General features: G+C 33.9%; 11 protein-coding genes. 2 read left to right on the top strand and 9 right to left on the bottom strand.

Annotated elements, in window-relative coordinates; all coding sequences use genetic code 11:
• Positions 1-79: 79 nt before the first annotated feature.
• The 4 genes from addA to T335_RS0105380 form a co-directional block, all read right to left on the bottom strand.
• Entirely contained in the window at positions 80-3,652 is a 3,573-nt protein-coding gene (addA, locus tag T335_RS0105395; protein WP_026476628.1) for a helicase-exonuclease AddAB subunit AddA, read from the bottom strand.
• Positions 3,645-7,040 carry a helicase-exonuclease AddAB subunit AddB gene (gene addB, locus T335_RS0105390; protein ID WP_026476627.1) on the bottom strand — a complete coding sequence of 1,132 codons (3,396 nt, stop codon included), beginning with the start codon at positions 7,038-7,040 and terminating at the stop codon, positions 3,645-3,647. Before addB ends, addA begins: the two co-directional genes overlap by 8 nt.
• 117 nt (positions 7,041-7,157) lie before the next feature.
• The gene (locus T335_RS0105385) at positions 7,158-8,132 is read right to left on the bottom strand and encodes a 3'-5' exoribonuclease YhaM family protein (RefSeq protein ID WP_026476626.1); all 975 of its coding nucleotides are present in this window, start codon (positions 8,130-8,132) and stop codon (positions 7,158-7,160) included.
• Positions 8,133-8,142: 10 nt separating this feature from the next.
• Positions 8,143-8,487 carry a hypothetical protein gene (locus T335_RS0105380; RefSeq protein WP_026476625.1) on the bottom strand — a complete coding sequence of 115 codons (345 nt, stop codon included), beginning with the start codon at positions 8,485-8,487 and terminating at the stop codon, positions 8,143-8,145.
• A gap of 348 nt (positions 8,488-8,835) precedes the next feature.
• On the opposite strand from T335_RS0105380, the gene T335_RS0105375 reads away from it, so the two are divergent.
• Positions 8,836-9,393 (top strand): rubrerythrin family protein, encoded by a 558-nt coding sequence (locus T335_RS0105375; protein ID WP_034327790.1) that lies wholly within the window; start codon positions 8,836-8,838, stop codon positions 9,391-9,393.
• Between the two features lie 128 nt (positions 9,394-9,521).
• Here the strand turns inward: T335_RS0105375 and T335_RS0105370 are convergent, their stop codons facing one another.
• From T335_RS0105370 to T335_RS0105355, 4 genes are all read right to left on the bottom strand, one after another.
• Positions 9,522-10,424: a phosphatidylserine decarboxylase gene (locus tag T335_RS0105370; RefSeq protein ID WP_051569153.1), complete on the bottom strand. Its 903-nt coding sequence runs from the start codon at positions 10,422-10,424 to the stop codon at positions 9,522-9,524.
• 179 nt (positions 10,425-10,603) lie between these two features.
• The gene (locus tag T335_RS19955; RefSeq protein ID WP_051569152.1) at positions 10,604-12,232 is read right to left on the bottom strand and encodes a pyridoxal-dependent decarboxylase; all 1,629 of its coding nucleotides are present in this window, start codon (positions 12,230-12,232) and stop codon (positions 10,604-10,606) included.
• 207 nt (positions 12,233-12,439) lie between these two features.
• Positions 12,440-13,774 (bottom strand): methyl-accepting chemotaxis protein, encoded by a 1,335-nt coding sequence (locus tag T335_RS0105360; RefSeq protein ID WP_026476622.1) that lies wholly within the window; start codon positions 13,772-13,774, stop codon positions 12,440-12,442.
• Between the two features lie 472 nt (positions 13,775-14,246).
• On the bottom strand, positions 14,247-15,659 hold the full coding sequence (locus T335_RS0105355; RefSeq protein WP_026476621.1) for a YfcC family protein: 1,413 nt from the start codon (positions 15,657-15,659) through the stop codon (positions 14,247-14,249).
• 380 nt (positions 15,660-16,039) lie between these two features.
• Here T335_RS0105355 and larE point away from each other — a divergent pair, with 380 nt between their 5' ends.
• Positions 16,040-16,879 (top strand): ATP-dependent sacrificial sulfur transferase LarE, encoded by an 840-nt coding sequence (larE, locus tag T335_RS0105350; protein WP_026476620.1) that lies wholly within the window; start codon positions 16,040-16,042, stop codon positions 16,877-16,879.
• 85 nt (positions 16,880-16,964) lie between these two features.
• Here the strand turns inward: larE and T335_RS19950 are convergent, their stop codons facing one another.
• Positions 16,965-17,432 (bottom strand): GNAT family N-acetyltransferase, encoded by a 468-nt coding sequence (locus T335_RS19950; protein WP_051569151.1) that lies wholly within the window; start codon positions 17,430-17,432, stop codon positions 16,965-16,967.
• Positions 17,433-17,448 lie beyond the last annotated feature (16 nt).

Raw genomic sequence — 17,448 nt, 5'->3', positions numbered from 1 at the left:
GAAAATTAATCCAGCCTTTATATTCCTTCGAATTAAGCTGGATTAATTTATTTATTTGATTAGTTCTTATCCTTTATCTTTAAATTTCCAGCACTTCATCTCGATAGAAAAGATAGAGATATCGCTCTTTAATATTTTTTCCTGTTATTTTTTCTAGGGCCTCTTGATATAATTCTAGCTGACTTTCATATTTATTCTTCATTTCCCATAGATTATTTTCTAAAACAAAATCACTCTTATAGTCTAACAGAATTAAATCTTCTCCTTCTTGAAAGTAACAATCAATTACACCTTGTATTAAAAGCTCATCGTCACAATCTATTAAGCCATCAATCACATCCACAGCCTTCTTTCTCAAATTAAAAGGAACTTCTCTGTAGACATGGTCGGATGCCCTCATTCTGATACCAATTTCACTATTAAAGAAGGTTACTAATTTACCTACATCTACAGTTTCAGCTTCCTCAGCAGTTAGTAATTCCTTCACGATCATCATATTAATTTCTTCTTCTATGGTGGTTAAGTCTTTTGGTGTCTTTAATTGAAGGTGTTGTAAAACAAAGTGAAGTATTGTCCCCTTTTCTGCTGGCGAAAACTCCTTAACACTTTCCATGAACTTTGGCATTTTAACCAAGGGCGGAATCTTATGGGCTAGACTCTCAACCCTTTTAAAATGACTCTCTTTGATATCTGTTACCGATAATTTTGATGGAATTTTGAGGGACTTTTCATAAGGATATTGCCAATTCAACCTTTCCTGTATTGGATCTACTAAGTTGGAATTAGATTGGAGACCAGGATTACTTAGCTTTTCCTTATATTCCGCCTGTTGATTTAATGCCACTACTTTTTCTGCTAATATGCTTCCTCTGTCAGCAAAAGAGATAGTCCATTTCGATTCATCTTCAAAGAAATATTGAGGGTCGAAATCCCCTGCCAGCTCTCTTAACTTTTCCCCAAGGGGATGTCTAATGAGAACACTTCCAACCCAATCAAGATAACACTTGGCATTAAATAGGGAGTAGTTACCTAAGCCCTTAGTCCACTTTTTACATTGTTTCTCTAAGTTTTTCATAGACCCAATTAAAATAAGTTTATCTTTAGGTCGAGTAAGGGCAACATAAAGAACCCGCATCTCCTCCGAAAGACTTTCTATTTTAATTTGATCCTTCATTGCTATTTTTGCAATGGTATCCCTTGTAACCCTAAGCTGACTATCAACATATCTCGGCCCTAACCCTAGTTCTTTATGGAGAAGAACATGATCATTACTATCCCTTAGGTTAAAGTTTTTTCCCATTCCAGCAACGATAACATAAGGAAACTCTAAGCCCTTACTTTTATGAATACTCATTATTCTAACGACATTATCATTTTCACTTAAGATTTTAGCCGCATCTAAGTCTCCTTTATTACTCTGAAGCTTACCTACAAAATGAATAAAATTGAACAACCCTTTAATAGAAGTCTTTTGAAACTCGGCAGCTCGATCTAGCAAAATACGTAAGTTAGCTTGGCGCTGTAAACCACCAGGCATAGCCCCCACATAGTGATAATAACCACTATCAGTTAGTATCTTCCATATGAAGTCATCTAACTTCATATATCTAGATATTTCAAACCAATGATTAATCTTTTCCTTAAAAATCTGTAATTTTTCCTTTAGCTCACCAGTTTTTTCTTCAACATACTTTTCGATAGCTTCGTAATAACTTCCCTTTCTATGGGTAATACGTATTTCTATTAATTCATCAATAGTAAAGCCGCCAATTGGAGACCTCATAACACTTAATAGGGGGATATCTTGTCTTTTGTTATCAATTACTTTAAGTAAATTTAAGAATATAGTAATCTCTGTTGTTTGAAAGTAACCTGCATTAGCATCGGCATAGGCTGGAATGCCCTCTTGTATAAAAGTTTCAAGGAAAATAGAACCCCAGTTTTGAGTTGCCCTTAGAAGAATAACAATATCTTTATAATCTACTTTTCGATAATCATTAATCTTCTCATCAAAAATTTCCTCTTCTAAGGCAACTTTTATTCTATTGGCAACAATTTTGGCTTCTACCTCAATATCCTCCATCAACTCCAGTTCTTCTTCCAGCTCTTCTCCATTATAATCCCGCTCAATTAGATTCAATTCTATTGATGGATCATCTATTGGTGGGAATTCTCTTCCTTGATAAAGGTAGGCCGCTTCATCATAATCTACTTCCCCTAAGGTCTTTGTCATCATATTTTTAAATAGGTAATTTACCCCCTTTAAAATTTCCCCACGACTTCTAAAGTTTTTAGCGAGATCAATCCTTCGATTCTGACTACCCTCTTCTAGTTGATATTTTTCATATTTTTCTATAAAAAGTGATGGATCTGCCAGACGGAATCGATAAATACTTTGTTTAACATCACCTACTAAAAATAGATTCTCCTCTCGATTAATCCTTTGAATAATCGTCTCTTGCACAATGTTGCTGTCCTGATATTCATCAATAAAGATGTATTCAAATTTACCCCGGTATTCCTTTGCCACCAATTCATCCTCTAAAATACTTAACGTATAATGCTCTAAATCATTAAAATCAACAATTCCCTTTTCTGTCTTTTTAGTTTGATATCTTTTACCAAAGTCTTCTACCACATAACTCAAATATTTCATTAAAGGGGCAGTCAAGTTAATATCCTCAACATATTCTTCTGGAGAAAGGTTAAAATACTCAACATTAATTTTCTTCAAAATATCCTTTGCTTGATCCCTAAGGCCCTTAGCTTCTTCCTTTAGTTCTGGATCAATATCCTTTCCCCCTCTTGCCAACTTCATATGAGTCAGTTTTTTTAAGGATTGATGGAATTTTGATACACCTTCTGATAAATCTGTCATTAAAGCTTCTACTTGTTGAAGATCATCTAGGACAGCCTCCATGTAACAATCGGGGCCACTGGGCTTTTGACAGATCTCTCTTGCCTCTAAAAGGGCATCCTTTGCCCCTATCAAACGTATTAAAATGCTCTTTTTAATCGTATTTCCCCAAGAACTGTCTTCGAAGTTTTCTATCGTCATATTAAAATCATGACACTTTTCCTGTAACCAAAGATAGGGCTTAGGCTGACTCTGAATAAATCTAAAAATTTTCAATACAAGTTCTTGTAGGGGAATATCCTCTCGATTACCACCGAAGGCCTCTACTAATTCTAAAAAATCCCCTTCTGCCTTTTCATATTCTGCCTCAAAGACCTCTGTAAGGGCCTCCATTTTCAACAACTCTGTTTCCGACACATCTCCAATTCGGAAGGAAGGATCTATCTCAATTAAATGAAAATGTCTTTTTACCACCTCAATGCAAAAGGAATGGAGGGTAGTAATGGTGGCTTTATTCAGTAATGTCATCTGTCTTCTAATATGCTCTTCTTTTCCATTATTTGAATCTAACGCTTTAATAATTGCAGCAGCAATTCTTTCCCTCATTTCACCTGCAGCAGCATTTGTAAAGGTTACAATTAAAAGTTGGTCTATATCCACACCGTCATCAATAATTAATCCTATAATACGTTCAACCAATACTGCAGTTTTTCCTGAGCCTGCTGCTGCTGATATTAATAGGTTACTATCTCTAGCAACTATGGCTGATTTCTGTTCCTTCGTCCACTTAGTCATCTGAGTGATCCCCCTTTCCTTTTATTTTTTCTAAGATTTCCTCATCCTTTAATTCTTTAATATTGCGATAAACATTGTCTTCTAGACTAGAGTCGAATTGACAAATTCCCTGATATAAGCAATATTGACAAGAAACCTGTTTCCCTTTTTTGCAGGGATATATTTTGACATTACCCTTCAACATTTCCCAGGAAATTTCCTTAACCAAATGTCGAACGTGTAAAATTAGATCATTAAAGTCATCCTTCGACAGGACATTGGATGTTTTTGAAATCTCCTCACCTTTATTAAGCTTTACAGGAATAATATCTGAATAGCTGGTTATATCTTTATCTATTTCTTTAATAACTTTTAAGTCCTTTAATACAACACCCTTCATTTTCAGCTTGCTATTGATTTCTTTTTCTACAAATTCTGCTGCCTTTTCTGTGGTTTTGATCAATGGATCATCAATTTTAAAATAGAAAATTCCCCCTGGGTAGGTTTTATTTTTATGATCATTTGACATATTCATCATGGCATCTAGATATACCAGTAGCTGAAGTTGTAATCCAAAATAAGCATCTGTCAAACTAAAGTCTTTATTCCCAGACTTATAGTCAATAATTTTAATATACCGTCCCTCTTCATCCTCTAGTAAATCAACACGATCAATTCTTCCCTCAAGATAGATTACCTCGCCATTGTCTAATTCAACAACAATTGGCGGTATTTCTTCTCCCTGTCCAAATCGAATTTCCTGCCCTAAAGGGGTAAAGCCGCCTCTTTTTAAATGCTGGGTTAATGTCCAAAGGGCCCTCTTACTAATACGCTTTAATCGATTAACTAAATATTGATATCGATGGGTACTTTGTAAAATACCATTTTCAAAGTGATCTAGCATGTCATCGATCACTTCCTCAACTAAGCTATCGCACTTTGGCTTCTCAATCTCTAACCAACTTAGTCCTTCTGCTTCTAATCTATTCTTAAATTCATCCATAGAATCGTGGAACAACTTACCTATATCTGGGTTGTTTAGCTGATATTCCTTCCGCTCTGTTGGCTTTAATCCGTAGGTTATGAAATGAGAAAAAGGACAGTTTGAGAACTTTTCTAGCCTTGATATACTTGCAGTAATTGGGGTTTTATATAGATCCCTAGCTTTATTTTCTGGAATATAATAAACTTGGTTAGCGTGAAAAAATCCTTCATTGATCATATTTACTTTAGATCGCCAGCTCTCATTCTCATGATACCAACAATAAACATCCCACCAAAACTCATTAATTTCTTTATCATCTATATTCAAACGAATTCGCTCTACTAAATGTTTAAACGTGGCTTCTGGACTTGCCACTAGATCAAATTCATATTCTTCCCCATGGCTTAACTCGCTTTTAATCTCTAGTTTAGGGTACAGTTTTTTAAATCTGTCTATTAACATAGAAGGTCTTAATGCCTTTCCTTCTTGAGTTGCCATTGAATAGCTCAACCATAAATACTGGCTGGGTTTAGTTAGGGCTAAATAAATAGAAAACTTCTCTTCAATTAATCTACTATCATCATCAAACTCTAATTGAAAGCCCTTTTCTTTTAGTAATTTACGTTCATTTCCCGATAGAATATCTTTATCTTCTTTAATGGCAGGTAAAATACCGTCGTTAACACCCACAACAAAAAGAGCCTTAATATCATGACTTCTGGATCTTTCTATATTACCAATTAAGACTTGGTCTATTGTCGTTGGAATTACCCCTATTTCACATGCCGAAAAGCCAGATTCTAATATCCTGCGATAACCCTTTAAACTAATTGAAGAATCTCCTAAAATTTCTGAGAGTTGGTCAAAGATCTCCATTACAGTGTTCCAAATTTGAGTGTTCTCATTTACATAGTCAAAGTGCCCCAATTCTTTTAACTGATCTATCCAGTCCTGTAGTTTTCCTTCAATCTTAAGATCCGTTAAAAATTCAAATAAACCTCTAGTAATTTCTAAAACATTTTCCGCCTTCTTTACCTTAACCTTAAATTTGATAAAGGGGGTTACTACTTTTTCCCTCAGTTGATTTAGCCTTTCTATGTCTTCCTTTTCACCCTTATAAAAGGCTTCTGTCCACTGTTTTCCTGAGATGCCATATGCCAACACATAGTTTTCCAATTTTTCGTATTCATCCTTCTTTAAATCACTAAAACCTGATTTTAGATATCTGAAGATATCTTTATACTGAAAGTTACCAATAAGGGTATCTAAAGCTGCAAGGATCAATTCTATGATAGGATGATCCATAATTTCCCGCTTTTGATCCATAAAATAGGGAATCTTATACTCCTTAAAGATTCTTCTAATGATTCTCCCATAGCCATCTGGGTCTCCTGACACGACTGCTATATCTTGATAACGATATTTTTTATCCCTCACTAGAGATAAAATATTAATTGCCACCTGCTCTACTTCTGTATACAGATTATTAGCAACAAAGATTTCTATCCCCTCAGCCTTATATAGATAAGGATTATAGGGGTATGCATATAGTTCCTTTTCTAGATGTTTAAGTTGGCTAGTTTTAGTAAGTTGATTGTCTTCAGTCATAGATGTCTCAATCTTAATGACCTTTTCATTAAGATTTAATTCTTTAGCCATTCTTTTGATTTGCCCTAATGTATTTGTAGAAATGGAAAATAGATCCCCTTCTCTAGCTTGGGGGGTTGGATCGAGGGTGAAGGTCATGGATATTTGTTGGGCTTTTTTCATTAGTTCCCCTATAATTCTTTGAGTTTGAGGGGTTAGACGATGGAAACCATCTATCCAAATTTCAGCCCCCTTTAAAAATTCTGTTTGAGGGATCTTTTCTATTAATAAATTAATTTGGTCCTCAGTGTCGATATATCGATTCGCAAGATATTGATTAAAACTATCATAAATTAAATTAAAGTCCGATAACTTCATTTGTAGCAAAGGAGCATGGTCTAACTTCTCTAGTTGTTGATTAAGTTCTATGGGGATAACATCATGTCGCTTCATCTCAGTGATTAATTCATTAATTTTGGCCACAAACCCATCTTGTCTAGAAGCCTTCTGATATACACTAAGGGATTTACTATGTTCCTCCAATAACTTACGAATGATCATATTTTTACCCATTTCATTTATATGAATTTTAGTTAAACCGCCAACCTCGTTATATACCCTATGGACAAGTCTACTAAAACTTAATACCTCAACCCTTAAAATCCCTTCAAGGTTTAATTTTTTAATGAGATCCCGCTCTGCTTGGAGGGTATATTGTTCTGGTACTAATAAAATTAGCTTATGGGCTTCTTTTTTTTCTAAGGCTTCTTTTATTTCTTGAAGGACATAATGGGTTTTCCCTACCCCACTACGGCCAATAATATATTTAAACGCCATCTTTACACCTCACTTTGATTTAATATCCTATTATAATTTACCTAAAAATAAACTTTCGCTATCAGAAAAACTGCCGGTTTTACGACAGTTTTAGCTTTATACCTATTCTAATTAGTGTTAGTATCTTCCCTTTTTATAATAGTCTGTTCCCATATTCCAAAGTTTTCCTGTAAAGCTATCTTCTTCATTTTCTTGTTCTTCCATGAAGGATAAAATGCTCTCTATGTCCCCCGATACGCAATCGGCATGATGAAGAATTTGGGCTTCAACTGTCTTAGGTAAAACAGGCGATCCATATTCTAATTTTCCGTGATGACCTAAAATACCATTTAAAATAATAAGTTTATCATCTTGGTCAAAACCTGTTATTTCATCCATTGTATTAAGGGCCATATGGGCCCCTAAAAATATGTGCCCCAGCATCGTTCCTTCATCTGTAAATCCTATATTAGGCAGTGGCTTATATTCAAAAATCTTCGCCCAATCATGAAGAAAAGCCATTACAATTAATCGTTCCTGTTGACGCTTAGTTAGTTTCTTGGTTGTTGCAATCGTAAAGGCAAATTTTAATACTTCTAAAACATGCTGTAGCAAACCATGATAAAAATTGTGGTGCACCTGTCGTGCGGCTGGATATGTGATAAACTTTTCATAATAATCTTCATTAAAAATCAATTTATCCAACAAAGTCTTAAGATGGGGTGTTTCCACCTTTTCATAAAAATACTGCAAGCCTTTTTGTAGGGTATCTAGTCCCCAATCACTAGTGGGAATCAACCCTGCCATCATATCTTCACTAGTTTCTAGGATACAAATATCTTTAACTGTTAATTGAATCTGTCCCTGATATTCTCCTACAAGGGCCTTAATCTTTACTACTGGTGTATCTAGTAAGGAGTCAAATAGATTCTTGTTTTCTTGATATTCCCAGCACTTTGCTTCCACCTTTTTAGAAGCATCTTGAAGGATTAAGTCGGCATATTGCTTTTCAGTTTTTGTTGTTCTAACCTTAACCTCCACCAATAGGGCAACCACTTCGATTAAGCTGTTTAAATGACTTTTATTAATATCTTTTAATTGTTTGATTTCCATTTATATCCTCCTATAAAACATAAAATCTAACACTCTCTAGTAGGATTGCAATTAACATGACAGTAGCAGCTCTTAAGTAGTCCTTTGGGGCTTCCTTCTTGTGTTCCTTTTTCTCCTTCATCTTTTTATGAAGTTCTTCTTTGTTTATTAATTTACCCTTTTCTTCAGCTTTAGGAAAAAAAGAAAGATTACTAAAAATGCTAAAGGTAATTAGTATTAAGCCCAAGATATAAATAAATCTATTAGCACCTAATAATACATCAATGTTTCGAATAAGTCCATAGATACTACCAACTACACCTGCAACTACTGCAGCAATGGTAGCATTCTTCACTACTTTTAGATACTCCTTCATCTTAAAACCTCCTCTATCGTCTGATTGATCACTAGCTATTTTAAAATTTAAGCTTTAGCCTATATAATTTTTCTTATAAATAACCATCATTAAAACCCCAAATCTATTTTCTACTTCTACTAAAATTTTTTCTACTAAATATTACTTCTAGATATTTTTCTATATAGATTAAGTTATTTCCTGCTTAAATACTTGAGAAAATTCTAGAATTAATTTCATTCCTTAAATAAATCAAATTTTAAAATTTAATTATGTTTAATATTTTTTTTCATGGGTAATTATAGCAATGGCTTAAAAATATAGTATAATAGACATTGTCTAATTTTTTATTTAAAGGGAGGAATTATTATGAACGATATGACAGCAACTAATTTAAAATCTGCTTTTGGTGGAGAAAGTATGGCCCATATGAGATATTTACAATGGGGAGCTTTTGCTACTAAAGAAGGTTATCCAAACGTAGGAAACCTATTTCAAGCTGTAGCTTATGCAGAGCAGGTTCATGCAGCAAATCATTTCAGAGAATTAAAAAACGAAGTAGGTGAAGCTTCAGTAACAGCAGGAGCAGGTTTTGGAATGACTACTACTTCTGAAAATCTTCAAGGTGCTATTGATGGCGAAAACTACGAAGTTGAACAAATGTACCCTGCTTTTATGGCTGTTGCAGAGTTACAAAACGAAAAGGGAAGCATGAGATCTTTCCACTATGCTATAGAAGCTGAGAAAACCCATGCTGAATTATTTGCAAAGGCTAAAGAAGCGGTTGATTCTAAAGTAGATTTCCAAGAAGATACGGTTCATGTCTGTGATGTCTGTGGTTATACTTTAACTGGTGCATTAGAAGACAATTGTCCTGTATGCAAGGTTAAAGTAGAGATGTTTACAACTTTTACTACAGAAAAATAGTTTATAAGGACTAATACATATTTAAAGGACGACAAATACAATGTCGTCCTTTTTATTCTTTTCTTTATTCTGCTTTATATTAAAATCATGTCCTAGCCACTTATCCTTTATTGACTTTAATACTCCCTTTAATCATTAATTAATTTTTTTCCAATTGACTCCCCCATATTTACCTTTGTTTCGATCCCCTTTGCCGTATTATTGATAATATCTTCATCTATTTTTACAATATTCTTTTTAATAAATATAATGGTAGTAGATCCGCCGAATTTAAAATAACCCTTTTCTTGACCCTTAATTACAGGTTTATCAGCTTCATAGGTTTGAACAATACTGCCAACACAGGTGGCCCCCACTTCTACCAATAATAACCTATCAAAAAGATCGGTTTCTAACTCAGTAATTTCTCGTTTATTCCTACAATAGATTTCTGTCATCCTTCTTAATGCATATGGACTTACAGAATAATAATGTCCTTCTATTCTTTTTGCAACTTTGGGAATCCCCTTAGCCGGAAAATGAAAACGATGATAATCTACTGGTGCTAACCTCACAATAATACAAATACCACCCTCATATTCTAACGCCAATTGTTGATCCCCAATCAATTCCATTAAGGAAAAATGGGACCCTTTAACTTGGACAATTTTATTAATATCGATATTTTCATAGGCAAAAATGCGTCCATCTGCTGGACTAGCTAAGGTATCCACCTTTGAACAGACTGGTCTAGCTTCTTGTTTTAAATGTCGAGCGAAAAAATCATTAAAGTTCTGATAATCTTCAATTTTCTCCTTTTGAGCCTCCGATAAATCTATAGCCAGATCCCTAACAAAAGGCTGTATCCTTTTTTTACTAAAGGTTGTATCCATCACTATTCCAAATATTTTTGTAAATAATTTTCGTTTCATAATGGTTTCTAACAAAAAACGCCCTGGTTTCGTTTCATAGGTCCACCTTAAAACCTTACCTCCAGCTACAATTTCTGTTACTTCTTCTCCAGTTTTTCTTTCTATATACTTAATCGTCATCCTATCATCCTTTTCCTCAGTAGAGAAATAATCTATTCTTGTTAATATAGTCCTATTATACTAGGCTATGCTTATATAAACAAGTTATTAGTTATACAGAATATTTAAAATAGCCCTAATGGCATAAAAAGGATCCCTATACAGATTCATAGAGATCCTAGTCTACTGTTTCAGTTATATTAACTCCCTAAACAATTTTCCATAGGATGAATTTCCACCTCTAAAGGTGAATCATTAAATTCTTGATATGCGTCTGAATCCCTTAAGTCTTCTATTAATAAGTCAATCATTTCTTCTGTTACATGTTCCATAGCATATACATGGGCATAGTCTCGCTTCTCTTCGCCAACAAATACAGTTTCACAAGATAGGGTATTAGAAAATATAACTTGATCATTTGGTTTTCTAAAGCGGACTGTTAGGGCTAACGGACTTCTTTCCACCCATAAGTCTATTTGTAAAACTTTTTCAAGCTCTTTAAGTCTTCTTTCTGCATATTGGGCAATCTTTTCTGTTTTTAGTGCCATTTCCTTTAATTTTTCCTCTGAATGTTTGGCCAGAAAATTCCACAGTACTATTGGTGCTAACCCATTTCTTGAACCAGCAAAGGTTGTATCTGGAGAACCGATATACATTGGATTCGCCGGTGGCAATAATTGATATTTCGTTTTTGTCATTAATAGTCCACAAGAAAAGGGTGCTCCTACCCATTTATGAATACTCATAACAATAGAATTAACCTCTGGTATACGAAAGTCAAACTTTGGAAAATCGTAACCTTCTGGTAGGGAAAGTTTCCCTTCCTTCACTGATTTTTCAATATAGGGCATATAAGCTGCCCCCAAAGCACCATCTACATGAAACCAAAATCCGTTACGTATAACTGTTCCATGACAAGATTTCTCTTTATATGGTATCTCTCTTTCGTACATTTTGTTCTTTTTTAAGATGGGTACAAGGGCATTAACAGCCTTCTCAACTTGATCATAGGCTCCTTTAAAAGTAGTCCCGTAGTTGAAACACACAAACACTGGATATCCTTTACCCGTAAAAAAATCTATTAATTTAGTTAAAGAAGGAATATGAATGCTCCCATCATGGTTAGAAGGAACTTCTAATGGCCATCCCCCTTCTCCTAAATTTCCTTTAGAATAACCACTAGGATAATCTTCTGGAAACCTTAGTGGACAATGATATTTACTGCTTCCTATTTCATAAAAAGTTTCAAAACTTAGTACCCTCATAGCTTTTTTAATTGAATAATGGGTATCTTGTGAATAGAAAGCAATAGGTGTATAGGTATTTTCATTATTTGTTGCTAGATTCTTTGATAAGTTTGATGGGTTAAATACTTTGTTTGAATTACCTTTTGATTCATCTATTAATAATTCCTTACCACTTAAATAGTCTCTAGCATTCCATATAGCATAGACATTTCCTTCTGTACTTCCCATAGACAAGGTATATCCCCAGTAGGATTCTGGGTTCTCTTTATCGTGGGGAGTTATCCCATTCCATAATTTTGCATAATAATCTAAGACGGCCTTCTCCATCGCTTTACTGCTCATGGTATAATTGCTCTCAATAAAAGGATCTCCTACATTATTAATGTGCATATTCAAAAAGGGCTTAAGATCTTCATCATATGTCATATTATGGTTTACCTGATAACCTAAAAAACGCCCCTTTTGCTCTTTAAGATAATCTTGTAAGTTTTTGATCGCCTTTGAACGATCCTCCTCCTTAAGTCCTTCTGAAGTTAGGACAAAATCATCATAGTTTAGTCCTTTCATATAATTCTGTTTCAACTGTCATTCCCCCTCTAGTATTATGCAAAACAATATAGTGACATACCCCCGTTATTTTTTCTCTTTCTAATTTAAATAAAGAAATTGTATAATTATTTTAGTTTTTTAATAGAAAGTGAATATAAATTCATAACTAAAGATATTATACAATTTCCTCCAATAGATATATATAATATATGTTTTAACGATTATCTATCCCTGAGTTTTTTAATCCTTTAGCATTTTTACAAGACCTTCTACTGCTATAACATTGCCTTTTTCATCAAACACTGGTACTTCCGTTACCTCACTCATACATTTAACACCATCTTTCTGTTTAAATTCTGCATGATATTTTGGTTGTTGAATCCCTTGTAATGATAAGCTTGTATATTCATCTACCTGATTATTTACTGCATGGTCTGTAAGGAACAATTGAAAATCTTTCATTAGCTCCTCTGTTGTATAGCCTAAAAGTCCTTCTACAGATTTTGTAACGAATTCAAATTTTCCTTCCGCATCATGCCTATAAGAAAAATATCCAATTTCACCATTTTTACCTGTCTCTAGAACAATTCGTCTTCCAATATGATTGGTGCTTCTAAATAGATCATCTATATTGGTTAATATGTTTTTGTTATTTTCTAAAGTGCTAATGGTGGAATCCTTAACATTTTCTGCTGCTGCACAAATTTCTTCGGAAGCAGCCAATTGTTCTTGAGTAACACTGGCAATTTCCTGAGCAAATCTACTGGTGGACTCCATATCATTTACAATATCCTTAATGTCCAGTTGTACATTGTTTACTGCTGTAAGCATGTTCTCAAATATTTTATCTGTTTCACTAACGGATTCTTTAACTAGAAAAATGCTCTCTTTATTTTCTTCGGTTTGACTAACGGCTTGATTAACAACATTCTCTACATTCAAAAGAAGATCAGCTATATTTTTTGTTGCACCAGTAACACTTTCTGCCAACTTCCTAATTTCTTCTGCTACTACCGCAAACCCCCTACCATGTTCTCCTGCCCTAGCGGCTTCTATAGAAGCATTTAAAGCCAATAAATTGGTTTGGGAAGCGATATCATCAATTACTTGAATAATTGATTTGATTTCGGAAGCTGAACTTCCCGCTTCTGCTACAGTGTTTGACAATTGACTAATTGACTTAATTACTGAATTAACATTTTCAGCAGTATTTTCCATCGATCCCTTTCCTTGTCGGGAGATCTCTACCATATGTAGGGTTTTATCATTGGCATCCTTACACTTTTCTGAAGCCCCCGAAACAACATCCGAAAGCTGTGTTATCTTTAGGGCGACATCTTCTGAATCTTGTGCTAATAATTTAGTACTTTCTGCTAACTCATTAATAGATTCCGACTGACTTTTTGAAATTTCTTCGGTTTCCTCTAAAATCACCTTCACCTTATAGGCCATCTGATTAGTATCAACTACCATGTCAGAAGTCTGATCAATAAGCTCCTTTAATCGATCATTTTTACCATGAATAATGCTTTCTAAATCTTTCTTACCTTTTCCACCAATTAGAACTTTGAACAATTTCTTCACCTCATTCTGATTATTCTTTAACAGTATTTTGTAAAATATATTAAATATTTCAACCACTTTACTTAAAAATCTAAGTGTTTCCTACCTCGTTAAGTTAAACTAAATAATCATTTAAACGTTAATTGAAAGATGACAAACTGCTTTATTTATCCAACATCGACAAAAAAATACTATATCTACTATAATAATACATAATGTTACTAATTATTTCAATGTTTTTATATTATATTGATAATTCGCAACTATTTACAACTTTTTTACTAGAAAGTAAAAGTAATATTAAGCAAATAGTCCTATTGATTTCTGTCAACACAATAAAAAATACTTCCAAGTAGATAATGTAATTTTAGTTAATTACAATGTCTACTTTGGAAGTATCATATCAACTTAGCTCCAAATTTTTTTTTTTGAATTTAAGATAGCCCCTTTTTTAAATATTTTTTTTAACTATTTATATTTATCTTTAAAAGGGTCCTAGATGCATTAAAACAGCTGGTGTTAATAATAGACAGCCTAAAATAATGAAAAGAATCTGAAGCTTAATCATCCATTTCGCCCATTGATCCCAAGAGATTTTTGCCATCCCTAAAGCTCCCATCAAAACGCCAGATGTGGGAATAATCATATTTGTAAAGCCATCACCAAATTGGTATGCCAGTACAGTTGTTTGTCTCGTAATTCCTACCAACTCTCCTAATGGTGCCATAATTGGCATAGTTAAAGCAGCCTGCCCGCTTCCAGATGGTACGAAGAAATTAATAATGGTTTGAATAAAGAACATTAAATATGCTGAAATTAAACTAGGAACACTACCAACTACCCCTGCTACACTAGCTAGCATTGTATCTATAATTCTTCCATCAGTAGCTAGAATTAAAGCACCTCTCGCTAAACCTACCATTAATGCGGCACTTACAAGATCCTTTGCCCCATCAATAAAGGAGTTTGCAATTTCCCCTGCCTTTAATCCACCGATAAACCCAGCTATTATCCCTATTGCTACAAATAAAGCTGCAATTTCACTAATGTACCACTCATGGACAATAACTCCCCAAATTAAAGTAACCATCCCTATAAAAAAAGTTATTAGTACTAAAGCATGTTTACTCGTAAAATTATTATTTATTGCTCCATCTTCCCTAAGTTCTTTTCTCCTATTTAAGTCGTGATCATAGGTAATACTTAATTCTGGATTCTTCTTAATCTTAGAAGCATAAATCATCACATAAGCAATTCCAAACAAGGTTGCCACTACCCAAACAAATAATCGATAACCCATTCCTGACATAGGGGGTAACTCTGCAATTCCTTGGGCGATCCCAATTGTAAAGGGATTCATAAAAGCTGCAGCAAAACCAATTTGTGCCGCCATATAGGACATTGCAATTCCCGTTATCGTATCATAACCTAATGCTAGGGCTAAGGGTACAAATATTGCTACAAAAGGAATTGTTTCTTCCGACATTCCAAATACTGCGCCACCTAAAGAGAATAATAACATTACAGTAGGTATAATAATGATTTCTTTTCCTTTTAAATGGCTAGTTGCCTTTATTAGACCAGAGTCTATGGCTTTCGTTTTTTGAACGATAGCAAAAGCTCCCCCTATAATTAAAATAAATCCAATAATTTCTGATGTTTCACGAATACCCCTTAAAGGCGCCTGAAGTACTTTTATTATTCCTTGTGGATTACTTTCTACACGATGGTAGGAGTCTTCTACAACTACAGTTCTACCGCTGGCATTTTCTGCTCTTTCATATTCTCCAGCTGGTATTAAATATGTTGCCAATGAAACCAGTAATAAAATTGAAAAGATAATAACATAGGTATGTGGTATCTTAATGCCTTTTTTAGAGTTTATTTTTCCAACCATTTTTTGTCCCCCTTTTTTTCTTTCTTAAATCCTATTGAGTATTTTATGGTAATAGTACAAATAATTACAGATACTTATAAAATTAACTACTACCATTTTGTTTTAGAAGCAATCTTTTTTTATAAACATAACTACCGGTATTATATTTATACAATATTTATGTATTTTATCAATTACCAATCTATATTGCAATGTATAAATATTAAACAGTTGTTTAAATTTATGTAACATTTACATGATTTTATGTGTTTTTATACTTTTCCATTCTATTTTTTATCATAAGCCCAGAATGACCTTAGACTAATTGAATAAACTTTCAAAATATGATAAGCTATTACCATTCTACATATTTATTTGATGATATAAGGGGGGTTAGGTCTATGTCTAATAAATTAGCAGATAAATATTTAAAGCTAAAGGAAATTTTAAAAAACCTTAACAGTGGGGCAGTCGCCTTTTCTGGCGGTGTAGATAGCACCTTTCTATTGAAGGTTGCCCATGATGTTTTAGGCAAAAATGTGATTGCTGTTACAGCTCGCTCTTCTACCTATCCTGAAAGGGAATTTAATGAGGCAACACAATATGCAAAGGAATTTGGCGTAAAACATGTTGTAATTGTTTCAGAAGAGTTGGATATTGAAGGTTTTGCTCAAAACCCAGTTAATAGATGCTATTATTGTAAACATGAGTTATTTACAAAGGTTCGTGACGTTGCCCAAGAGCATGGGATCAGTCATGTATTGGATGGCTCAAATTTTGATGATATCTCTGACTTCAGACCTGGTATGCACGCTGCTAAAGAACTTAAAGTTGTAAGTCCATTAAAGGAAGCTGGCTTAACTAAGGATGATATTAGACAGCTATCTAAAGAGCTGGGTGTCCCAACATGGAATAAGCCTGCTTTTGCTTGCCTATCTTCTCGATTTCCCTATGGACATGAAATTACTGCACCAAAACTAAAAATGGTGGAATTAGCAGAACAGTTTTTACTTGATTTAGGTTTCAGACAAATACGGGTTCGTCATCACGAAAAAATTGCAAGAATTGAAATTGCAAAGGAAGAAAGAATAAAACTCTTTAATACGGATCTAATGGATCAAATTGGAACCTACTTTAAAAAAATTGGATTTGATTACGCTACCGTTGATCTTCTTGGGTATCGTACTGGTAGTATGAATGAGGTCTTAAGTGAAGAAGATAAAGCTAAGAATTTAGCTTAATAAAAAATTGCATAAACCTTTAACGAATAGAAAAAATACAAGGTCTCAAACTACAAGACCTTGTATTTCTTTAATTCTGATGATTTTAGCCTTTAAAAATACTAATCATATAATCTTCTTCGGGATAGTCCCCTAAATATGCTAATCCAGAACATGAATAAAAATTCTTCAACTTTTCATTACCTGCCCAACAATCCAAGTATAATGACAAGTTTCCTTCCCTAGCCAAACAAATGGAAAAATCTATAATTTTGCCTCCATAATCTTTTCCTTGAAGTTTTGGTAATACTGCAATTCGGTATAAATATAGTCCTTCTTTTATAGTCAAGGAATTTAACTGATCTATTTTCTTAATGGAGAAGGAACAGGCCACCTCTCCATCAACTTCTACAACATATAATCTATTGGTATTTATATCAACTTCTATTTCTGTGGCATCCCATGGGTGTTCCCACTGCTTAATTCCTTTTTTAAGGAGCATTTCAGTTACTTCATTTAACAAATTAACCACTATTTCTAGGTCATGATGCCCCTTTGCTAATCTGATCTTCATACGCTCACCCCTTTTC

This window comes from Alkaliphilus transvaalensis ATCC 700919 (assembly GCF_000621485.1).
In the GTDB taxonomy this organism is placed as follows: domain Bacteria; phylum Bacillota; class Clostridia; order Peptostreptococcales; family Natronincolaceae; genus Alkaliphilus; species Alkaliphilus transvaalensis.
This window is presented reverse-complemented; position numbering and strand designations above follow the sequence as displayed.